Source organism: Sphingobium sp. JS3065, assembly GCF_026427355.1.
Lineage (GTDB): Bacteria > Pseudomonadota > Alphaproteobacteria > Sphingomonadales > Sphingomonadaceae > Sphingobium.
In genome coordinates this window covers 175,927-195,814 of record NZ_CP102664.1, presented here as the reverse complement: position 1 = coordinate 195,814, position 19,888 = coordinate 175,927, and the positions used below count along the sequence as shown (strand labels likewise).

Annotated in this window: 21 protein-coding genes; 10 read left to right on the top strand and 11 right to left on the bottom strand. The window is 62.6% G+C overall.

The annotated features are described in order from the left end of the window. Window positions 1–64: 64 nt before the first annotated feature. The gene (locus tag NUH86_RS00995) at window positions 65–400 is read right to left on the bottom strand and encodes a UrcA family protein (protein ID WP_267250844.1); all 336 of its coding nucleotides are present in this window, start codon (window positions 398–400) and stop codon (window positions 65–67) included. 529 nt (window positions 401–929) lie between these two features. Further along, the gene (locus NUH86_RS00990; protein WP_267250843.1) at window positions 930–1,502 is read right to left on the bottom strand and encodes a septal ring lytic transglycosylase RlpA family protein; all 573 of its coding nucleotides are present in this window, start codon (window positions 1,500–1,502) and stop codon (window positions 930–932) included. 125 nt (window positions 1,503–1,627) lie between these two features. Here NUH86_RS00990 and uvrA point away from each other — a divergent pair, with 125 nt between their 5' ends. Continuing rightward, the gene (gene uvrA, locus NUH86_RS00985) at window positions 1,628–4,576 is read left to right on the top strand and encodes an excinuclease ABC subunit UvrA (protein ID WP_267250842.1); all 2,949 of its coding nucleotides are present in this window, start codon (window positions 1,628–1,630) and stop codon (window positions 4,574–4,576) included. Window positions 4,577–4,579: 3 nt separating this feature from the next. Here uvrA and NUH86_RS00980 read toward each other — a convergent pair whose 3' ends face one another. From NUH86_RS00980 to NUH86_RS00970, 3 genes are all read right to left on the bottom strand, one after another. Continuing rightward, window positions 4,580–5,626, bottom strand: a complete 1,047-nt coding sequence (locus tag NUH86_RS00980) for a beta family protein (protein WP_267250841.1) — start codon at window positions 5,624–5,626, stop codon at window positions 4,580–4,582. A gap of 3 nt (window positions 5,627–5,629) precedes the next feature. Next, the gene (locus NUH86_RS00975; protein WP_267250840.1) at window positions 5,630–6,025 is read right to left on the bottom strand and encodes an ImmA/IrrE family metallo-endopeptidase; all 396 of its coding nucleotides are present in this window, start codon (window positions 6,023–6,025) and stop codon (window positions 5,630–5,632) included. 85 nt (window positions 6,026–6,110) lie between these two features. Beyond that, window positions 6,111–6,491 carry a hypothetical protein gene (locus NUH86_RS00970; protein WP_267250839.1) on the bottom strand — a complete coding sequence of 127 codons (381 nt, stop codon included), beginning with the start codon at window positions 6,489–6,491 and terminating at the stop codon, window positions 6,111–6,113. Between the two features lie 436 nt (window positions 6,492–6,927). Here NUH86_RS00970 and NUH86_RS00965 point away from each other — a divergent pair, with 436 nt between their 5' ends. From NUH86_RS00965 to NUH86_RS00955, 3 genes are all read left to right on the top strand, one after another. After that, on the top strand, window positions 6,928–7,956 hold the full coding sequence (locus NUH86_RS00965; protein WP_267250838.1) for a hypothetical protein: 1,029 nt from the start codon (window positions 6,928–6,930) through the stop codon (window positions 7,954–7,956). Window positions 7,957–8,070: 114 nt separating this feature from the next. Then, window positions 8,071–8,289, top strand: a complete 219-nt coding sequence (locus tag NUH86_RS00960) for a hypothetical protein (protein ID WP_267250837.1) — start codon at window positions 8,071–8,073, stop codon at window positions 8,287–8,289. Window positions 8,290–8,461: 172 nt separating this feature from the next. After that, window positions 8,462–8,806: a glycine zipper 2TM domain-containing protein gene (locus NUH86_RS00955; protein WP_267250836.1), complete on the top strand. Its 345-nt coding sequence runs from the start codon at window positions 8,462–8,464 to the stop codon at window positions 8,804–8,806. Window positions 8,807–8,873: 67 nt separating this feature from the next. Here NUH86_RS00955 and NUH86_RS00950 read toward each other — a convergent pair whose 3' ends face one another. From NUH86_RS00950 to NUH86_RS00935, 4 genes are all read right to left on the bottom strand, one after another. After that, the gene (locus tag NUH86_RS00950; RefSeq protein WP_267250835.1) at window positions 8,874–9,806 is read right to left on the bottom strand and encodes an electron transfer flavoprotein subunit alpha/FixB family protein; all 933 of its coding nucleotides are present in this window, start codon (window positions 9,804–9,806) and stop codon (window positions 8,874–8,876) included. Further along, the gene (locus NUH86_RS00945) at window positions 9,803–10,552 is read right to left on the bottom strand and encodes an electron transfer flavoprotein subunit beta/FixA family protein (protein WP_267250834.1); all 750 of its coding nucleotides are present in this window, start codon (window positions 10,550–10,552) and stop codon (window positions 9,803–9,805) included. The genes NUH86_RS00950 and NUH86_RS00945 overlap by 4 nt, the downstream gene beginning before the upstream one ends. Window positions 10,553–10,647: 95 nt before the next feature. Beyond that, window positions 10,648–11,847, bottom strand: a complete 1,200-nt coding sequence (gene sucC / locus NUH86_RS00940) for an ADP-forming succinate--CoA ligase subunit beta (protein ID WP_267250833.1) — start codon at window positions 11,845–11,847, stop codon at window positions 10,648–10,650. A gap of 138 nt (window positions 11,848–11,985) precedes the next feature. Beyond that, a complete protein-coding gene (locus NUH86_RS00935) occupies window positions 11,986–12,318 on the bottom strand; it encodes a hypothetical protein (RefSeq protein ID WP_267250832.1) in 333 nt (110 codons plus the stop codon). Window positions 12,319–12,385: 67 nt separating this feature from the next. Between NUH86_RS00935 and NUH86_RS00930 the strand changes: the two genes are divergently transcribed. Then, a complete protein-coding gene (locus NUH86_RS00930; RefSeq protein WP_267250831.1) occupies window positions 12,386–12,784 on the top strand; it encodes a low affinity iron permease family protein in 399 nt (132 codons plus the stop codon). Between the two features lie 14 nt (window positions 12,785–12,798). Here the strand turns inward: NUH86_RS00930 and NUH86_RS00925 are convergent, their stop codons facing one another. Both NUH86_RS00925 and nhaA read right to left on the bottom strand, forming a co-directional pair. Continuing rightward, complete coding sequence (locus NUH86_RS00925) at window positions 12,799–12,978, bottom strand: hypothetical protein (RefSeq protein ID WP_267250830.1); 180 nt, start codon at window positions 12,976–12,978, stop codon at window positions 12,799–12,801. Between the two features lie 151 nt (window positions 12,979–13,129). After that, window positions 13,130–14,320 carry a Na+/H+ antiporter NhaA gene (gene nhaA, locus NUH86_RS00920; protein ID WP_267250829.1) on the bottom strand — a complete coding sequence of 397 codons (1,191 nt, stop codon included), beginning with the start codon at window positions 14,318–14,320 and terminating at the stop codon, window positions 13,130–13,132. Between the two features lie 156 nt (window positions 14,321–14,476). Here nhaA and NUH86_RS00915 point away from each other — a divergent pair, with 156 nt between their 5' ends. The 5 genes from NUH86_RS00915 to NUH86_RS00895 all read left to right on the top strand — a co-directional run bounded on the left by NUH86_RS00915 (window position 14,477) and on the right by NUH86_RS00895 (window position 19,822). Continuing rightward, entirely contained in the window at window positions 14,477–15,865 is a 1,389-nt protein-coding gene (locus tag NUH86_RS00915; RefSeq protein ID WP_267252193.1) for a glycosyl transferase family protein, read from the top strand. After that, window positions 15,862–16,896 carry a hypothetical protein gene (locus NUH86_RS00910; protein ID WP_267250828.1) on the top strand — a complete coding sequence of 345 codons (1,035 nt, stop codon included), beginning with the start codon at window positions 15,862–15,864 and terminating at the stop codon, window positions 16,894–16,896. Before NUH86_RS00915 ends, NUH86_RS00910 begins: the two co-directional genes overlap by 4 nt. A 49-nt stretch (window positions 16,897–16,945) precedes the next feature. Continuing rightward, on the top strand, window positions 16,946–17,860 hold the full coding sequence (locus NUH86_RS00905) for a sulfite exporter TauE/SafE family protein (protein ID WP_267250827.1): 915 nt from the start codon (window positions 16,946–16,948) through the stop codon (window positions 17,858–17,860). Further along, window positions 17,857–18,618, top strand: coding sequence for a TIGR02186 family protein (locus NUH86_RS00900; RefSeq protein WP_267250826.1), 762 nt, complete (start codon window positions 17,857–17,859; stop codon window positions 18,616–18,618). Before NUH86_RS00905 ends, NUH86_RS00900 begins: the two co-directional genes overlap by 4 nt. Window positions 18,619–18,817: 199 nt before the next feature. Continuing rightward, window positions 18,818–19,822 carry a class 1 fructose-bisphosphatase gene (locus NUH86_RS00895; RefSeq protein WP_267250825.1) on the top strand — a complete coding sequence of 335 codons (1,005 nt, stop codon included), beginning with the start codon at window positions 18,818–18,820 and terminating at the stop codon, window positions 19,820–19,822. Window positions 19,823–19,888: the final 66 nt, after the last annotated feature.

Sequence of the window (19,888 nt, the reverse complement as noted above, 5' to 3'; positions counted from 1 at the left end):
ACTCCGGCCCAACAAAAAAGGCCCGGCATCCACCGGGCCTTTCTCAAGCATCAGCCAAGGAACCTCAGTTCCCTGCAACGACCGGCTTCTCCTTGCCCTTATCGGCAAAACGCGCGCCACTGCCCGCCTTGGCGATCGCCAGTTCCACCGAACCGCGCACATGGGCAGCGGCAACCGACTGGCACTTCTTGATCTCGGCCGATGTCGCGCCATGCTCGCAGACTTTCCACGCGGCCCGCCAGATGCGCCCTTTCAACGCCCTCTGGCCCTTCACGCTCGACAGATCCAGGTCGTGATAACGGACCTCGGCAGTCTTGCCGTTGGATTCGAATTCCTCGGCGGAAGCCGTACCGGCGACACCCAGCAAAGCGGCAACAGCGATCATTTTCGCGGCGATCATGGCAATATCTCCTCAACCATCTCTGTCCGCTCGCAGCGGACCTCCAGCGAAGAGAAGAGCGGCCTAAAGAAATAAGATCATCGCTTCCGTCTTCGCAGCCTGAGCTTTACGCCCACCGCAAAAACATCGCTTCCCGCATTCGACCGGCGCCCATCCCGCTCGGCCAACGACGCCCCTATCGACCAAATGCAGTCCAGCCCGGACGAACGTCAATTTTACGTCAAGAAAACAAATATTCCGTAACGGAAAATGACGAACAGCCACCGGAAAGGCCCATAAGAAAGCACCCCCGGCGCAAGGGAATGGCCGGGGGTGCATCCAGGAAGCTGTCGGGCTCTCCGGGATCTCTTTCCAATATCGTCAGCGAGGGGGCCTCGCACCGGCCGCATTTTATCAGGTCGCCGCCATGACGTCCCGCATCATAGCGCCGTCGCCCAACGGCCGTTTTCCCCATTCGATGATCCGCCGTCCCGCCGCGCCCGGCAGCATCCGCCAGGGACGAACCGACGCCATTCATCCACGAACGACATCACCGCCCTTGTCCCACAAGCTGCGCCCGCAAATTGGCCAGCGTCCGCGCATCGACAACAGGCCGCTCCGGCGCCTCCTTCCCCTCGCGCAGCTTCCTGCGGTCCTTCTCCGGCGGCTCCACCACCCGCACCCTGACCGGCGCATGGCCCGCGGCCCTGATCCCCAATTGCTCCGCCGCCCCCCGCGACAGGTCGATGATCCGCCCCCGCCCGGAAAAAGGCCCGCGATCGTTCACCCGCACCAATATCGTCCGCCCCGTCTCCAGCGACGTCACCTCGACATAGCTCGGCAAGGGCAGGGTCGTATGCGCCGCCGTCACCGCCCTGGGGACGAACCGCTCCCCATTGGCCGTCCGGTTCCCGCTCTCATGCCCATACCAGCTTGCATAGCCCAGATAGTCATAAGCCGGATCGGCGGCAGGCACATAAGTCACCCCCCGCACGCTATAGGGCTTCCCCACCCGCACCGGCACATCGCTCACCGGCCGGAACTTCACGCCCCCGCCGCAGCCCGCCAGCGCCACCGCGGCGGCCAGCGCCCCGCACCGCATCCGAACCGAAATCCCGCTCATCCCCCAGCCCCTACCCCAGCGGCCCTGCGGAGAAAAGCGCCGCCTTTTCCTTTCGTCGCACACACCCTATCTTCCCCGCCACGAAGCCTTGCCCCCGAAGAACAAATCTGGAACAACACGCCCCCATGAGTCTCACGCAAATTTCCGTCCGCGGCGCCCGCGAGCACAACCTCAAGGGCGTCGACGTAGACCTCCCCCGCGACAGCCTGATCGTGATCACGGGCCTGTCCGGCTCCGGCAAGTCCAGCCTCGCCTTCGACACCATCTATGCGGAGGGTCAGCGCCGCTATGTGGAGTCCCTCTCCGCCTACGCCCGCCAGTTCCTGGAGATGATGCAGAAGCCCGACGTGGAGCATATAGAGGGCCTCTCCCCCGCCATCTCCATCGAGCAGAAGACGACCAGCCGCAACCCCCGCTCCACGGTCGCCACGGTCACGGAAATCTACGACTATATGCGCCTCCTCTGGGCGCGCGTCGGCATTCCCTACAGCCCGGCCACCGGCCTCCCCATCAGCGCCCAGACCGTCAGCCAGATGGTCGACCGCGTGATGCTGCTCCCCGAAGGCACCCGCTTCTACCTCCTCGCCCCCGTGGTGCGCGGCCGCAAGGGCGAGTATCGCAAGGAACTGGCGGAATGGCAGAAGGCCGGCTTCACCCGCGTCCGCATCGACGGCGAACTCTACGCCATCGAGGACGCCCCCGCCCTCGACAAGAAATACAAGCATGACATCGAAGTCGTGGTCGACCGCCTGGCCGTCACCCAAGACATGTCCACCCGCCTCGCCGACAGCTTCGAACAAGCCCTGAAACTCGCCGACGGCCTCGCCTATGTCGACCTCGCCGACACCACGGTCGCAGCCCTGACTCCCTCCCCCCAGGGGGGGAGGGCTGGGGAGAGGGGGAGCCCCAAACGCGAAGCCACCCTCAAGGGCGCAGGCATCCCCGAAAACCGCATCGTCTTCTCCGAAAAATTCGCCTGCCCTGTCAGCGGCTTCACCATCCCCGAAATCGAACCCCGCCTCTTCTCCTTCAACGCCCCGCAGGGCGCCTGCCCCGCCTGCGACGGGCTGGGCGAACGTCAGTTGTTCGACCCCGAACTGGTCGTCCCCAACGAAGCCCTCAGCCTCAAGAAGGGCGCCGTCGTCCCCTGGGCCAAATCCAACCCGCCCAGCCCCTATTATATGCAAGTCCTTGGGTCTCTCGCGAAAGAATTCGGCTTCTCCCTGGAAACCCCCTGGGCCGACCTCCCGCCGGAGGTGAAGATCATCATCCTCCACGGCACCGCGGGCAAACCCGTCACCCTCCGCTTCGTCGACGGCAAGAAAAGCTACGAGGTAAAGAAACCCTTCGAAGGCGTGATCGGCAACCTCAACCGCCGCCTGCTCCAGACCGAATCCGCCTGGATGCGGGAGGAACTGGGCAAATATCAAACCGCCATGCCGTGCGAGACCTGCGACGGCGCCCGCCTCAAACCCGAAGCCCGCGCCGTCAAGATCGCGGGGGAGGACATCTCCCTCTCCACCCGCCGCTCCGTGGTCGACGCCCTGCGCTTCTTCCAGACCCTCCCCACCCACCTCAACGATCAGCAGAACCAGATCGCCAAGGCCATCCTCAAGGAAATCGTGGAGCGCCTCGGCTTCCTCAACAATGTCGGCCTCGACTATCTGAACCTGGACCGCACCAGCGGCACGCTGTCCGGCGGCGAGTCCCAGCGCATCCGCCTCGCCAGCCAGATCGGCAGCGGCCTCTCCGGCGTCCTCTACGTCCTCGATGAACCGTCCATCGGCCTGCACCAGCGCGACAATGACCGCCTGCTCATCACCCTGAAACGCCTGCGCGACCTCGGCAACACCGTCATCGTCGTGGAACATGATGAGGACGCGATCCGCACCGCCGACTATATCGTCGACATGGGACCGGGCGCGGGCGTCCACGGCGGCACCATCGTCGCGCAAGGCAACCTCAACGAACTGCTCGCCCACAAGGACAGCCTGACCGCCGATTATCTGAACGGCACCCGCCGCATCGAAGTCCCCACCCGACGCCGCAAGGGCACGGGCAAGAAACTCACCGTCCACAACGCCCGCGCCAACAATCTGCAAGGCGTCACCGCGTCGATCCCGCTCGGCACCTTCACCTGCATCACCGGCGTCTCCGGCTCAGGCAAGTCCAGCTTCACCATCGACACCCTCTACGCAGCGTCAGCCCGCGCCCTCAACGGCGCCCGCATCGTCGCCGGGCCGCACGACAGGATCACGGGCCTCGAACATTGCGACAAGGTGATCGACATCGACCAGTCGCCCATCGGCCGCACCCCCCGCTCCAACCCGGCGACCTACACAGGCGCCTTCACCAACATCCGCGACTGGTTCGCCGGCCTCCCCGAAGCCCAGGCGCGCGGCTACAAGCCCGGCCGCTTCAGCTTCAACGTGAAGGGCGGCCGCTGCGAAGCCTGCCAGGGCGACGGCGTGCTCAAGATCGAGATGCACTTCCTCCCCGACGTCTACGTCACCTGCGACGTCTGCCACGGCGCCCGCTACAATCGCGAGACGCTGGAGGTGAAGTTCAAGGGCCACAGCATCGCCGACGTGCTCGACATGACGGTCGAGGACGCGGTGGAATTCTTCAAGGCCGTCCCACCCATCCGCGACAAGATGGCGATGCTGGCCGAAGTGGGCCTCGGCTATGTCAAGGTCGGCCAGCAGGCCACCACCCTCTCCGGCGGCGAAGCCCAGCGCGTCAAACTCGCCAAGGAACTCTCGCGCCGCGCCACCGGCCAGACCCTCTACATATTGGACGAACCCACCACCGGCCTCCATTTCGAGGATGTCCGCAAACTGCTCGAAGTCCTCCACGCCCTGGTCGAACAAGGCAACAGCGTGGTCGTGATCGAACATAATCTGGATGTCATCAAGACCGCCGACTGGATCATCGACATGGGACCGGAAGGCGGCGTCAAAGGCGGCGAAGTGGTCGCCGAAGGCACCCCGGAAAAGGTGGCGAAGAACGCCCGGAGCTTTACCGGACGGTATTTGGCGCCGTTGTTGGGGTTGGAAGCCGTGGCAGCGGAGTGATTATCAATCCTGATATGGCACTTCATCGGTTGGTAGAATGCTAGATCCGCCTGACTGGATTGTCATATGCATGTTGATGCGAGCAGCCGCAGCGACTTGGCGACCAGTTACACCGGCGCCCTGATCGTCAGTTATCGCGACAGTTTCCTTACCCCAACAATCGGGAACTAAATTAAAGCATTCGTGGTGGTGCGCAATCCATGCGACTTCCGGGAAGCCCGGATCAAGATCAGGATCGGCCCTAAAAATATGCCAAGTGTGGGTGGAAGGAATGTCTATACGCGAGGGGATTGCCCCACCGCCGCCGCCTAGGGTGGGCCTAGTACTTCCCCAATCCCCATAAGTCAGATCAGTCTGCTGAAATCTCTGCGTTAGCGCAGAATATAAACGCCTCTCTGACCCAGTCTCTTCGGCATCCCCAATGATATGGGAGAAGCTATCGGGAAAGGAACTCGACATAACGACGATTTCCGCTTCCGGCAGGGCATTCACAATTCTTTCCAACACAGGAAGTGCCCAAGATTCCAGATCAATGTAATTGCGTGACCAACCTGCATCCACGACGAAGAGTGTATCATGGGGCAAAGGAGGCATATCAATTAAAATGTCAGACAGCGGAATAGTTGCACCTCGACGCTGATGGACTATTAAACCCCTATCTAGACGCTCTGCATTTCCTAACTGATGAAGCAATATGTCAGGGGATCTTGTTGATTGCAGAACAGGTACTGCTCCCCCTATATCCCCAACAAAGTTATAGTAAGCCTGAAACCCTCTACTTTCATTAAAAAGAGCATCAAACTCTCTCTGTGCTGCACGTGAATTATCAAAGCCGTGTCTATCAGCATCAAGGCTGAGACCGAACGGCTGATCACCGACCGCCTCTTTGATGCGTTTGACTGTTAACTGCAAATGACTTGCGTTTGGCCATGGCCTAGCAAGAAAGATTGGGAAAGTTCGATCTTTAATATCGGGATATAAAGACCGGTAAGCATCAACCTCTGCAATACCTGTTCTTAACAGGGGAACATACGGCTTTAGCTGTAGCACCTATCACCCGACCCTGATCGCCATCGCCTGCTTGGAAACCTCGAACACCTCTGCCAAATCTGAAACTGCATCATCATTCATACCGCTTGGGTATCTCTTCATATTACGAACAATTGCATCGCCAGGCATCACAATATCTGCGCCTAGGCGATTGGCCTCTGCTTCCATCCTCGAAGATAACTTTGAACGATAGAGCACAGAATCAACAATACCGCTATTTATTTTATCACGATGCAACAAGTAATGAGCTATCTCATGAGCGATTGTGAATCGCTGCCGCTCTTTGGACTCAAAACGATTCACCTTGATCACGAAGCTATCGCCATCCGGCTGGATAGAACCCGATATGTTCATCGGAAGCGTGGCCAAAACCACTTTGAGCCCCAACGCAGTGGCCAATGCACCAACCTTTACCGGGACATTCGCACAAAATTTGCGGAGTGTGTCCAGTTCGTCCGGTTGGATCCGATAGCTGAAGCTAAAATCAGTCAGCGTAAGGGTCCTCCTGCTGTTCCGGGGCCTTCAATCCGTCGATGCCCGTATACGCGATGTCTGCAAAAAGCTCCTCCAATTCCTTACGCAGAGGCCCGTCCTTCGCAAGCTGTTGCGCGAAATAATCAACCGAATGCGAGCGCAATTTACTTTCCAATGTGGTCCAACCAATCACGCCCGCCGCAGCCAAAAATAGTCCCAGCACCGTAATCATCAGGCTGAGCGCCGTGAGCGTTATCGACAAAAAGTCCGCATAACTCACATCTGTCGACGCACCTGCGGGCACGTGAAAAAAGTGAAGCGACATAGTCGCAGCGACCCCGGCTGCAGCAGCAACCATGCACAGGACAAAAAATTTCACGACCGAAACCATCTCAGTATCTCTACAACAAGGAGGTGAGATATCAAGACCTTGTGAATCGAAGAATTGGCTTCTGACGGTCCATCCCAGCCAACCTTACGTATAACTATCAAGATTGCTCAACTTGCCTTATAACTAAACACGTGCGTGTAAGATACGGTTGCAACCGTGACCTTCCGTAACTACAAATCTAGCCGACCGGCAATTTCGCTCGAAGAGTTTGGGCGCTACCTTGCGCGCCGTCGCGAGGCGCTGGGCGATGCCGCCATCATGCCCCGCAACAGCGGCACCCGCCGTACCGCCTCCAAAAAGGCCCTCCTGAGGGCCATAAAAGACGCAGGCGGTAACTGGTAACCACCACCCCCACACGTACCCATTTTGTTCTGTCCTACAACCCCTCGCCCCTGATACCGTCCCGGCAAACCCTCCCATAAAAAGGAGCTTTGCCATGTCCTACCAATTCCCTCCTCTCCCCACGCCCGCGCAGCAAATCCGAGCCGACGGCTGGAGCCCAGCACGCCAGCGGCACTTCCTCGAAACCCTCGCCGCCACCGGCATCATCCGCGCCGCCTGCGAAGCCGCGCAGATCAGCACCCGCTCGGCCTACACCCTGCGCATCCGCCGCGATGGCGCGGCCTTTCGCCTCGGCTGGGACGCGGCCATCCTCATCGCCCGCGCCCGCCTTGCCGACGATCTGCTCGCCCGCGCCCTCACCGGCCATGAGGAAGTGATCCGCAAGGATGCCGACGCAGGCGAAATCACCCGCCACCGCCACGACAACCGCCTCGCCATGTCGATGCTCTCCCGGCTGGACCGCATGGCGGACAGCCCGGCGCAGGGCAGCGACGCCGCCCTCGCCCGCGTCGTGGCGCAGGATTTCGCCGCCTATCTGGACATGCTCTGCCCGGAAGATCAGGCGACGGCGGAGGCGGATCGCCCCTCCCCGCCCGACCGGGAAGCAGACCGCGCCGCCCTGTCCGACCCCGCCGCCCTGGAAACCCCGCCCGCCGTCGAAGAGGTCGCCACCGCCCTGTCGCCGGGCGCCTCCGCCGCCCTTTTCGTCGCGGCCCGCATGGCGCTGACCGAGCGCGGAAAGACCCAGCTTTACCCCCTTGATGAACGGTGTGAACTTCGCCCGCCCCCGGTCCCGCGGGCAAGCCTTCCGCCCGAAGAAGCCGCCGCCCGGCTGCGCGGCATATGGTGGGATTTCGACCGGGAAAGCTGGCGCACCGACTATCCTCCCCCGCCCGGTTTCGAAGGCGATGAAAGCGAACTGACCTACGACGTCGATTATTATGAGCGCGACCTGACGGCGCTGGAGGAGGAAGTGCTCAACATCCGGGACGAGGAGGCGCGCCGCCCCTATGAACATGCCGCCATCCTCGCCCGCGACGCCTTTTTCGGCTTTTCCGCGCTGGAATGGGCTGCAGCGGAAGGGCCTCTACGGGAGGAGGCTGCACTGGAGGAAGCGGGATGACCAAGCCCCTCCTTGCATCGGCCGCCCCGCTCGCTCCGTCGCATGACGCCGGAACCGATCCCGACGGCCAATGTTATCCATGCAAATCCACCCCCGGACAAGGAGTCCCATCCCATGATCCGCACCCTGATTTTCGGCGCGATCGCTGGCTATGTCGGCAAGAAACTCTATGACGAAGGCAAGCTGACGGAGTTCAAGGAAGACCTGGTCTCCCGCTACAACCAGGCCAAGAGCGACCTTGACACGCGCCGCGCCGACGAAACCGCGGACACCGGCTCGAACCTCGCCCCCGCGACGACGCCCGCCGCTCGCACCGCGCCGCTGGCGCCCTGACCCCACCCGAATCCCTTCCCAGCGGCGAACATGCTTTCGCCGTTGGCATTACTGCCCGCCCGGTTGCCTTTTCCCCCCTTTGGGCCGCCGTGGCGGGCAGACTATTTGGCGCAACTTCCCTCCGTCAAAAGGGTTATCTCTATGCAGGGGCCGATAATGAGGAGAGAAGAAAATGCGCACCCCCCTATTGGCAGCGGCGCTGCTGGCACTGCCGTTGACGGCCTGCGCCTCCGACGGCGACAGAGGCCGCTACGGCTATGACCGACCCAGCCATGGCTACCGCACCAGCGGCCGCCCGATCAGCGAGAATGACTATATCTACCGCGACAATGACGGCCGCTATTATTGCAAGCGCGACGACGGCACCACCGGCACCATCGTCGGCGCCATAGCGGGCGGCGTATTGGGCAACATCATCGCGCCGGGCGGTTCGAAAACGCTGGGCACCATCCTGGGCGGCGCGGGCGGCGCGCTGGCTGGCCGCGCCATCGACAAGAGCGACGTGCGCTGCGAATAGGGAAGACACGAAAAAGGGCGCGGACTTGAAAGCCCGCGCCCTCCTTCAAACCCATCAGGGCAATGGCTTAGAGCTTTTCAACCAGTTCAGGCACGATCTTGAACAGATCGCCGACCAGGCCGATGTCCGCCACCTGGAAGATCGGCGCGTCCTCATCCTTGTTGATGGCGATGATGGTCTTGCTGTCCTTCATCCCCGCCAGATGCTGGATCGCCCCGGAAATGCCGACCGCGATATAGACTTCGGGCGCCACGATCTTGCCGGTCTGCCCGACCTGATAGTCGTTCGGCACATAGCCCGCATCGACAGCGGCACGCGAAGCGCCGACCGCCGCGCCCAGCTTGTCCGCCAGCGGGAAGATGGTCGCCTCGAACGTCTCGCCGTCCTTCAGCGCCCGGCCGCCCGACACGATCACCTTGGCAGAGGTCAGCTCCGGACGCTCCAGCTTGGCGATCTCGGCGCCGACGAAGGAGGATATGCCCTTGTCACCCGTCGAAGCCACCGCCTCGACCGTACCGGAACCGCCTTCCCTGGCCGCCTTCTCGAAAGCGGTGCCGCGAACGGTGATCACCTTCTTGGCGTCCTTCGACTTGACCGTCGCGATGGCATTGCCAGCGTAGATCGGACGGGTAAAGCTGTCCTCGCTCTCGACCGAGAGAATGTCGCTGATCTGCATGACATCCAGCAGAGCCGCGACGCGCGGCGCGATATTCTTGCCGTTGCTGGTGGCAGGCGCGACGAAAGCGTCATGGCTGCCCATCAGCTCGACGATCAGCGGCGCGACATTCTCCGGCAGCGCATGGCCGAAGGCCGCGTCGTCCGCGACATGGACCTTGCCCACGCCAGCGATCCTGGCGGCTTCGGCGGCAACGCCGTCGACGCCCTGGCCCGCGACCAGCAGATGCACTTCACCCAGCTTGCCAGCGGCGGTGACGGCGGAAAGGGTCGCGTCCTTGACGACGCCGCCCTCATGTTCAACCCAAACGAGCGTCTTCGTCATGCTGCAACTCCCAGCGCTTTCAGCTTCGCGACCAGTTCATCGACATCGGCAACCTTCACGCCGGCAGAACGCTTGGCAGGCTCCGTGACCTTGAGCGTTTCCAGACGCGGCGAGATGTCGACGCCATAATCGGCGGGCGCCTTGGTCGCGAGCGGCTTCGACTTCGCCTTCATGATGTTGGGCAGCGAGGCATAGCGCGGTTCGTTCAGGCGCAGGTCGGTGGTGATGATCGCCGGGGTGTTGAGCTTCACCGTCTCCAGGCCGCCGTCGACTTCGCGGGTCACGCTGACCTTGTCGCCTTCGACCTCGACCTTCGAAGCGAAAGTACCCTGCGGCAGATTCAGCAGCGCGGCCAGCATCTGGCCGGTCTGGTTGCTGTCGTCGTCGATCGCCTGCTTGCCCAGGATGATCAGGCCAGCGCCTTCCTCTTCCTGCACCTTGGCGAGCAGCTTGGCCACGCCCAGCGGCTCGACCTCGTCATCGGTCTGGATCAGGATAGCGCGGTCCGCGCCCATGGCCAGCGCCGTGCGCAGCGTTTCCTGCGCCTTCGCCACGCCGATCGACACCGCGACCACCTCGGTCGCCACGCCCTTTTCCTTCAGGCGGATGGCTTCCTCGACCGCGATCTCGTCAAACGGGTTCATCGACATCTTGACGTTCGCCAGATCGACGCCCGTCCCGTCCGCCTTCACCCGAGGCTTCACATTATAATCAATCACCCGTTTCACGGGCACAAGGATCTTCATCTCCAACATCCTCCGTTAATACGCCAACAGGGACGCGGGCGGCCCGTTTCCGGACCACCCACGCCCCAGGGTGTTCAAATAAGTGGCTTAGTGCGTCAGGCCGCCTTCCTCACTTCCGCCACGATCTTCTTGGCCGCGTCGCCCAGATCGTCCGCCGGGACGATAGCCAGGCCCGAAGCCGCGAGAATGTCCTTGCCCTGCTGGACGTTCGTGCCTTCCAGGCGCACGACCAGCGGAACCGACAGATTCACTTCCTTGGCGGCGGCGACGATGCCATCGGCAATGATGTCGCACTTCATGATGCCGCCGAAGATGTTGACGAGAATGCCCTTCACCGCCGGATCCTTCAGAATGATCTTGAAGGCCGCGGTCACCTTCTCCTTGTTGGCGCCGCCGCCGACGTCCAGGAAGTTGGCGGGGAATTCGCCGTTCAGCTTGATGATGTCCATGGTCGCCATGGCCAGGCCCGCGCCGTTCACCATGCAACCGATGTTGCCGTCCAGCTTGATGTAGGCAAGGTCATATTCCGAAGCTTCGACTTCCGCCGGATCTTCCTCGGTCAGGTCGCGCAGTTCGGCGATGTCCTTGTGACGGAACATGGCGTTGCCGTCGAAACCGACCTTGGCGTCGAGGACGAGAAGGTTGCCCTGCTCGGTCAGCGCCAGCGGATTGACTTCGATCTGCTCGGCATCGGTGTCGAGGAACGCGGCGTAGAGCGAAGCGGCGACCTTGGCGGCCTGCTTCGCCTGATCGCCGGACAGGCCCAGCGCGGCGGCGACGGCGCGGCCGTGGTGCGGCTGGAAGCCAGCGGCGGGATCGACCGAGAAGCTGTGGATCTTTTCCGGGGTCGAGTGGGCGACCTCTTCAATGTCCATGCCGCCTTCGGTCGACACGACGAAGGCGACCCGGCTGCTGGCGCGGTCGACCAGAAGGGCGAGGTAGAATTCCTTGGCGATGTCGGCGCCGTCGGTGACGTAGAGGCGGTTGACCTGCTTGCCCGCTTCGCCGGTCTGGATGGTGACCAGCGTGTTGCCCAGCATGTCGGTGGCGTGGGCCTTCACCTCATCCAGATTGAAGGCCAGGCGGACGCCGCCCTTCGCGTCGGGGCCGAGTTCCTTGAACTTGCCCTTGCCGCGGCCACCGGCGTGGATCTGCGACTTCACGACATAGAGCGGCCCAGGCAGCTTCTTGGCGGCTTCGACGGCTTCCTCGACGGAGAAGGCGGCGTAACCGGCGGCGATCGGCGCGCCATACTTGGCCAGCAATTCCTTCGCCTGATATTCGTGGATGTTCATGGGGCTCGCCCGTCCTTTCCGCTGAAACTTGATGTCGAGCGGCTAAGCACAGGCAAAGGGGCAACGCCAGCAGATTTCGCAAAACGACTTTGCAAAATTGCAAAACATTTGCGAAGCGATGCCCCCTTTATTGCGAAATCAACGCTCGATGGCGCAGATGATCGCCGCCTTGCTGGTCACGGCAAAGATCTCCGGCTCCTCCAGCGCGCGGACCTTGTAGAGGAAGCGGTCGACCGTCATATCGCCCATGTGGGACTTGCGAAGCGAGGCCAGCGACTGGAGCCTGCGGAGTTGGGGCACGCTCAGCCGATCCACCATCCTTTCGGCCATGCAGCCCGCCATGAACGGCGACAATCCCGCATCGACCAGCCCGGCGCGTACCCGCGATTCGGGCGATACCGTCGCACAGGACGCAAGAAGGAACGAAGCGCCAAGCCCGCAGGCCAGCGAACGGAAAGAGATGGTTGTCATCGCTCCTTCATGGCAAGCATGGGCTGAACAGAAGCTAAATGCGGACACGCCTTGGGAGAAAATGGAGATGGACAGGATTTTTACGGCCTTTGCGCATAAAATCGCAAGCTGGTCGGGCCAGCCCGCCGCGTTCATGCTGGCGGTTCTGGTCATCCTGGGCTGGATCGTGACCGGACCGATCTTCCATTATTCCGACACGTGGCAGCTTATCATCAACACCGGCACGACGATCGTGACGTTTCTGATGGTTTTCCTGATCCAGAATGCGCAAAATCGCGACGGCTCCGCAATCCAGGCGAAGATGGACGAACTGATCCGCGCCATCGATACGGCGCGGAACGAGTTCATCGGCATCGAACATCTGACGGAGGCGGAATTGGAGAAGATCAAATCCGTCCTGGAGAGAGAATCCGGCGATGCCGAAACGCATCGCCTGTCGATCGAGCACCTGATCCGGCGGCGCTGAATCATGCATGCGCCCTAATGCGCCAGATCGACCAGCCGTTCATTTTCACGCCTGTAGGCGTCGATCTTGTCCGAATAACCGCGGGCAAGGCCCTCATAGGCCTCCCGGCCCTTTGAGGACTGGCTCATCTGCGCGCGGATCAATGCAACTTGCTGCCTGTGCAGCAGATAGTTGACATCCATCTCCCTATTCATATTCACCCTCCTACCTGATCGCTGAAAGAGATTGGTGGGGTTCGCATTCCATGCGATTCGCTCTATGGCCGGGGCACGATAGCATCCCGCCAAAGCCCATGCGATTCCATCCGGCGCATGGGCGGAGCAGTCTAGCGGATAATGCCGACTATCAAAAGCGCTTCGCACTTTGCAGGACGAGATAGCCCACAACGGCGGAAAGCAGCGAACCGGCAAGAATACCGATCTTCGCCTGCTCAATGAGCGCGGGCGAACCGGGAAATGCCAGGGAGCCGATGAAGAGGCTCATGGTGAAGCCGATGCCGCAGAGCAGCGCCATGCCGTAAATCTGCGCCCAGTTCGCGCCGGCGGGCCGCTCCGCAAGCCGCCAGCGGACCGCCAGCCAAATCCCGCCGAAAATGCCGATCTGCTTCCCCAGGAACAAACCTGCAGCCACCCCCAACGGCAGCGGCGTGAACAGCGCGCCAAGCGCCGCGCCGTCAAGCGGCACGCCCGCATTCACGAAGCCGAATAACGGCACGATCAGATAGGCGCTCCACGGATGCACGGCATGTTCCAGGCGATGCAGCGGGCTATCGACGGCGTCGGGCGCGCCGGGGCTGGGCTTGATCGGAATGAACATCGCCGTCAGCACGCCCGACACCGTCGCATGGACGCCCGAAAGCAAGGTGAAATACCATAATGCCGCGAACGCCAACAAATAGGGCGCGAGCGTCCGCACGCCGAGACGATTGAGCCCCCACATCAGCAGAAGCGCGGCGGCTGCCCCAGCCAGAGCGGGAAGATCGATGCCGTGCGTATAGGCGAGCGCGATGATTGCGACCGCGCCCATATCATCGACGATCGCGATCGCCGTCAGCATCAGCTTGAGCGAGGCTGGCACCCGCCGCCCAAGCAACGCCACGACCCCGATGGCAAAGGCGATGTCCGTGGCCGCCGGAATGGCCCAGCCGCCTGACAGTCGAGCCTGCCCCGCGACGAAGACAAGATAGAGGCAGGCTGGCACGGCCATCCCCGCCGCCGCCGCGATGAACGGCAATCGCCTGCGTTCCCAGGTCGAAAGGCCTCCGTCGATCATCTCGCGCTTGATCTCCAGTCCGACCAGCAGAAAGAAGATCGCCATCAACCCGTCATTGACCCACAAATGGACCGTCATGCCACCCAGGCTGGCCTTCAGTTCCGGCCCAATCCCGGCATGAACGAAGGCATGATAGAGGTGCCCGACCGTCCCCGGCAGATTGGCAAAGAGCATCGCCATGGCGGCCGCCGCCATCAACAGAACGGCGCCGCCGGCTTCACTGGTCAAGAAATCACGCAGCGCCGATGGCGGACGTTTCAACATTGCCGTTTACTCCCGAGCGGCAACCTTTACGAAAAGACGCCAACAGATCAAATTCATAAATATTTCCGATATCGGAACGAATAAGCTGTTTCAAAATCAATTCGTTGCTGCCATATCCCCCGCTCAGGGCAAGAGGGGACTTGAGCCGTGGAGGAAATGGTCTTCTCCCTTCTGGCGAAGGTTCATCATGAGATTTTGCTTTTCGCGGCGGTGGGGCTGGCGATTGGCGGCATCGACGATTTCATCATAGACATGGTCTTCCTGTGCCGGCGCCTATGGCGCAATTTGACTGTCTATTCCCGCCATCAGCGCATGACCACGGCCACCCTGCCCGCTTCCCCGCGGCCGGGACGCATCGCCATTTTCATCCCCGCCTGGCAGGAAGCGAACGTGATCGGGCCGATGCTGCGCAACGCGCTCGCACATTGGGGAAATCGCGACTATCGCATCTTCATCGGCGTCTATCCCAACGATCATGAGACACGGGATGCCGTGGCGCCTTTGGCGGCCGGGGAAGAACGGCTGATCCTGTGCATCAACGAGCGGGAAGGGCCGACCACCAAGGCCGATTGCCTCAACGCGGCCTGGCGCGCCATGTTGAAGGAGGAAGAACGCACCGGCATCCTGTTCAAGGCGATCGCCCTGCACGATGCGGAAGATGTGGTCCATCGCGACGAAATCCACCTGTTCGACGTGATAATCGACCGGTTTCAATTGGTTCAACTACCGGTTCTGCCTCTGCCGGGCCATGGCGGCTGGTGGTCGAGGGCCATCACCAACCATTATGGAGACGAATTCGCGGAGAGCCACGGCAAAGCCCTGACGGTGCGCGAAGCCACGGGCGCGTCCATGCCCTCGGCCGGGGTCGCCTGCGCGTTCGAGCGGAGAATGCTGGAACGGCTGGTGAAGCCGGCCTTTGGCGGGCCGTTCGATCCTGGCTCGCTGACCGAGGATTATGAGGTCGGCCTGCGCATCGGCAATCTGGGCGGGCGCGGCGTGTTCGTCCGCATGCGCGACAGCGACGGACAGTTGGTCGCGACCAGGGAATATTTTCCCGACAATCTGAAGGATGCCGTCAAGCAGAAGGCGCGCTGGATCGTCGGCATATCTCTCGCCGGATGGGACCGCATGGGATGGCAGGGCGGTCCCGCCGAATGGTGGATGCGCATGCGGGATCGCGCCGCCGCCCTTTCCGCCTTCATCCTGTTCACCGCCTATCTGGCGCTGCTGCTCTGGGGCGTGCTGCTGGTGGGAAGCCTGTTCAGCGCCTTCCCTGTTCCCAGGCACACGCCGACGGTCGAAGCGCTGCTCTGGATCGATTTCGGCTTCATGATCTGGCGCATGGCGATGCGCGCCATCTTCTCCGGCATGGCCTATGGCTGGGTCTTCGGGCTGGGGGCGATCCCGCGCACGTTCATCGCCAACATCGTCGCGATGACGGCCGCCCGGCGCGCCATGTTCTTGTATCTCCGGTCGCTGATCGGCAGGCCCCTGACATGGGACAAGACCCGGCACCGCTTTCCCGACCTGGAATCTCCGGCATGAACCAAAGGGCCAGCGGGCGGCCGATCCGTTTCTTCGGCCTCCTCATGATCGGCTGGGTCGCGATCCGCCTTGCCAGCCAGTGGGGCGATCTCGTCGGGGAAGCCAAGGAGGATAGCGACGGAGGGGTTTTCCACCCTACGGCCTATGCGAAGAAGGGGGCAGCTTCGGCCAAAGGGAACGGCCTGCCGGCTTGGCGGAACATTGCGGCTCCAAGGCAGAGGCAGGAGCCTTCGCGCATTGCCCCGCGAACATATTCATCGGCGCCTCCAGCCGCTGGCCTGACGACGGGTTCGGCCTTCATTCCCTCTGGGCAGACAGCGGAAAAGACCGAGGAAGCCGCTCCCGCGATCAATCCCGCTCCCGCTTTGCCCCTGGCTTATTCCGCAAGCATCGACCGTTGGCACGGCAGCGCCTGGCTGTTGTGGCGGGAAGGGAGCGCCACGCGGGCCGATGCCGTTACCGGAGGCCGCCTCGGCGGATCGCAGGCGGGTGTCCGCCTCGATTTCGATCTGACGCCCCACGCCTCCAGCCGGGCAACCGCTTATGGGAGGACCAGTGCCGCGCTGAACAGTCCGGCTTCGCCCGAAGGCGCGATAGGCCTTGCCTGGCAACCGACGCGCACCGTTCCGATCGGCTTCGCCGCCGAACGGCGGATCGCGCTGGGCAAGGGCGGACGCAACGCCAATGCCGTGATGGCTGTGGGCGGCTTCGGACCGGCGCAGATCGCGCCTTCGCTGGAGGTCGAAGCCTATGCGCAGGGCGGCATGGTCGGCTTCCGGTCGCGCGACCTTTTCGTCGACGGCAAGATGTCGCTGCTGTCGCCGGTCAGCCATTCTCCCCTGCGGATCGGCGTCAGCCTTTCCGGCGGCGCGCAACCGCAGGTCGAACGACTGGATATCGGGCCGGAGCTTCAGGTCCGCCTGCCCCTGAAGCCCGTCAGTGCAAGGCTTGGCGTCGAATGGCGGGAGCGGGTCGCCGGGCAGGCTGCACCGGCATCCGGCCTTGCCATTACGCTGGGAGCGGATTTTTAAGCGGCAGCGCCTTTATCTCTGCGCATATTGGGCTTAACCCCGTAGTTCCATGGATCTCTATCTGCCCATCGCCAATCTGTCGGTGAATGCGCTGGTCATCATTGCCCTGGGCGGCGTGGTGGGCCTGCTGTCAGGCATGTTCGGGGTCGGTGGCGGATTCCTGACGACCCCGCTGCTGATTTTCTACGGCATTCCGCCGACCGTCGCCGCCGCCTCCGCCGCCAGCCAGGTCACGGGCGCCAGCGTGTCGGGCGTCGTCACGCACATGTCGCGGGGCACGGTGGATTTCCGCATGGGCGGCGTGCTGATCGCAGGCGGCGTGGTGGGGGCCGGGCTGGGCGTGCTGATCTTCCGGCTGCTGCAGGCCATCGGCCAGATCGACACCGTGATCGGCATTCTCTACGTGCTGATGCTGGGCGGCATCGGATCGCTGATGGCGAAGGAATCCATCCAGGCGCTGATCGCGCTCAAGACCGGCAAGCGCATACAGGCGCGCAAGCGGCGGCACCATCCGCTGGTCGCGGCCCTGCCCATGCGCTGGCGCTTCTACCGGTCGGGACTGTATATTTCGCCGCTGGCGCCGCTGTTGCTGGGCCTGGCGACAGGTATCCTGACCATGTTGCTGGGCGTGGGCGGCGGCTTCATCCTGGTTCCGGCGATGCTCTATCTGCTGGGCATGACGACTCAGTCGGTGGTCGGCACGTCGCTGTTCCAGATATTGTTCGTGACCATGGCGACCACGATGATGCACGCCATGACGACCCATGCGGTCGATCTGGTGCTGGCGATGCTGCTGCTGATCGGCAGCGTCACGGGCGCGCAGGTGGGGACGCGCATCTCCATGACGGTCCGGCCCGAATATCTGCGCATATTGCTGGCCGCCATCGTGCTGCTGGTGGCGGCGCGCATGGCGTTGGGGCTGGGATTCCGGCCGGACGAAATCTACACGGTCGAAGTGCGGTGAAACGGCCCGCGCTCCTGGCCCTGTCCCCTGCCCTGCTGCTGCTGTGCGCGGCGGATGAACCGACGCTGGTGCCCGACGTGTCACAGCGCGATGTCGAAATCCAGTACAGCTTCACCGGCGCGGACCTGCTGCTGTTCGGCGCCATCGTCTATCCCGACGGACGGCGGCCGAAAAAGCCCGCCGACATCATGGTCGTGCTGAAAGGCCCGGACCAGTCAATCACCATGCGCGAGAAACAGAAGGTCGCGGGCATCTGGGTCAATGCCGACAGCGCCCGCTTCCGGTCAGCGCCCAGCTTCTATGCCATCGCCTCATCCCGCCCGATCGGCAAGGTGGTCGATGAGCGGACGGCGGCGATCTACGAAATGGGCGTGGACAAGCTTCAGCTTTCCCCCTCCTCCCTCAACGTCAGCGAGGAACTGGACCGGTTCCAGAAAGGACTGATCGATCTGCGGCAACGGGCGGGCCTCTATGTCGAGCGGCCCGGCACGGTGGAGATCACGGACGGCGTGCTTTATCGGGCGCGGCTGCCGCTGTCGGCGCGGGTGATCGTGGGGGATTATACCGCAGAGACCTTTCTGGTGCAGGATGGCCGCGTGGTGGCGGCGGCGGTGCGCGATATCACCATCCGCAAGTCAGGGTTCGAACGCTTCATGGCGGTGGCCGCCGAGCAATGGCCGTTCCTCTATGGCCTGGTCGCGATGATGCTGGCGGTCGGCATGGGCTGGGCGGCAGGCGCGATCGCCAATCGGATTTGAACCGGTATCGAAACGAACCGGACAGGGCGGCTGCCCGCGCTTCGCGGCCAGTCCCGATGCGGGAACGGATGGCCCTTTCATCGCCCCAGCGTCATGAATTGGCGCTTTTCCAATGCCCGTCCGACCGCTACGGCGTAACGCGATTCCATGCATGGCGCGCGTCCGCTCGCCATATTTTATTGAGCGAGCAAAACCGCCTATGTCCATCACCCTCACCCGCTTCCTGATCGAACAGCAGCGGCAGGCCAATGCCCTGCCGTCCGAACTGCGCCTGCTGATCGAAACCGTCGCGCGCGCGTGCAAGACGATCAATCACAGCGTGTCCAAGGGCGCGCTGGGCGAGGTGCTGGGCAGCCTGGACAGCGAAAATGTGCAGGGCGAGGTTCAGAAGAAGCTGGACGTGATCGCCAACGAACTGCTGCTGGACGCCAATGAATGGGGCGGGCATCTGGCCGCCATGGCTTCGGAGGAGATGGAGACGCTCCATCCCATCCCCAACCGCTACCCCAGGGGCGAATATCTGCTGCTGTTCGATCCGATCGACGGGTCCAGCAATATCGATGTGGACCTGAGCGTCGGCACGATCTTTTCCGTGCTGAAGGCGCCGGAGGAATGTTCGGGCCGCGAGGTGACGGAGCAGGATTTCCTTCAGCCGGGCACGCAGCAGGTGGCGGCGGGCTATGCGATCTACGGGCCGCAGACGCTGCTGGTGCTGACCATCGGCACGGGCGTCTATGAATTCACGCTGGACCGGGAAATCGGATCGTGGCGGATGACCGACGGGCCGATGCAGATGCCGCAGGGCAATGCCGAATTCGCCATCAACATGGCGCGGCGGCGGCAATGGTCGCCGGGCATAGCCCGCTATGTCGAAGAGCGAATCCAGGGGACCGAGGGGCCGCTGGGCAAGGATTACAACATGCGCTGGACCGCTTCGATGGTGGCGGACGTGCATCGCGTGCTGAAGCGCGGCGGGATTTTCCTCTATCCGACGGATCATCGCTATGCCGACAAGGCGAAGCTGCGGCTGATGTATGAGGCGAACCCCATGTCCTTCCTGATCGAGCAGGCTGGCGGGGCGGCGAGCACCGGCTATGCGCGGATCATGGACGTGAAGCCGACCGGACTGCACCAACGGGTCGGCGTCGTGCTGGGCGACAAGACCGAGGTGGAGACTGTGGTCGCCTACGGGCAGGAAGGATAGAGCGGAAGGAATGGGCCAGGGCAATGTCGCGCTTTGGCCAGTCCAAGACATTCCTTCTCCCTTGAG

Bases quoted from the DNA above. Each gene is read 5' to 3' on its own strand.
- NUH86_RS00995 (WP_267250844.1), bottom strand. From the start codon at position 400: ATGATCGCCGCGAAAATGATCGCTGTTGCCGCTTTGCTGGGTGTCGCC.
- NUH86_RS00990 (WP_267250843.1), bottom strand. From the start codon at position 1,502: ATGAGCGGGATTTCGGTTCGGATGCGGTGCGGGGCGCTGGCCGCCGCG.
- uvrA (WP_267250842.1), top strand. From the start codon at position 1,628: ATGAGTCTCACGCAAATTTCCGTCCGCGGCGCCCGCGAGCACAACCTC.
- NUH86_RS00970 (WP_267250839.1), bottom strand. From the start codon at position 6,491: ATGGTTTCGGTCGTGAAATTTTTTGTCCTGTGCATGGTTGCTGCTGCA.
- NUH86_RS00965 (WP_267250838.1), top strand. From the start codon at position 6,928: ATGTCCTACCAATTCCCTCCTCTCCCCACGCCCGCGCAGCAAATCCGA.
- NUH86_RS00960 (WP_267250837.1), top strand. From the start codon at position 8,071: ATGATCCGCACCCTGATTTTCGGCGCGATCGCTGGCTATGTCGGCAAG.
- NUH86_RS00955 (WP_267250836.1), top strand. From the start codon at position 8,462: ATGCGCACCCCCCTATTGGCAGCGGCGCTGCTGGCACTGCCGTTGACG.
- NUH86_RS00950 (WP_267250835.1), bottom strand. From the start codon at position 9,806: ATGACGAAGACGCTCGTTTGGGTTGAACATGAGGGCGGCGTCGTCAAG.
- NUH86_RS00945 (WP_267250834.1), bottom strand. From the start codon at position 10,552: ATGAAGATCCTTGTGCCCGTGAAACGGGTGATTGATTATAATGTGAAG.
- sucC (WP_267250833.1), bottom strand. From the start codon at position 11,847: ATGAACATCCACGAATATCAGGCGAAGGAATTGCTGGCCAAGTATGGC.
- NUH86_RS00935 (WP_267250832.1), bottom strand. From the start codon at position 12,318: ATGACAACCATCTCTTTCCGTTCGCTGGCCTGCGGGCTTGGCGCTTCG.
- NUH86_RS00930 (WP_267250831.1), top strand. From the start codon at position 12,386: ATGGACAGGATTTTTACGGCCTTTGCGCATAAAATCGCAAGCTGGTCG.
- NUH86_RS00925 (WP_267250830.1), bottom strand. From the start codon at position 12,978: ATGAATAGGGAGATGGATGTCAACTATCTGCTGCACAGGCAGCAAGTT.
- nhaA (WP_267250829.1), bottom strand. From the start codon at position 14,320: ATGTTGAAACGTCCGCCATCGGCGCTGCGTGATTTCTTGACCAGTGAA.
- NUH86_RS00915 (WP_267252193.1), top strand. From the start codon at position 14,477: ATGGTCTTCTCCCTTCTGGCGAAGGTTCATCATGAGATTTTGCTTTTC.
- NUH86_RS00910 (WP_267250828.1), top strand. From the start codon at position 15,862: ATGAACCAAAGGGCCAGCGGGCGGCCGATCCGTTTCTTCGGCCTCCTC.
- NUH86_RS00905 (WP_267250827.1), top strand. From the start codon at position 16,946: ATGGATCTCTATCTGCCCATCGCCAATCTGTCGGTGAATGCGCTGGTC.
- NUH86_RS00895 (WP_267250825.1), top strand. From the start codon at position 18,818: ATGTCCATCACCCTCACCCGCTTCCTGATCGAACAGCAGCGGCAGGCC.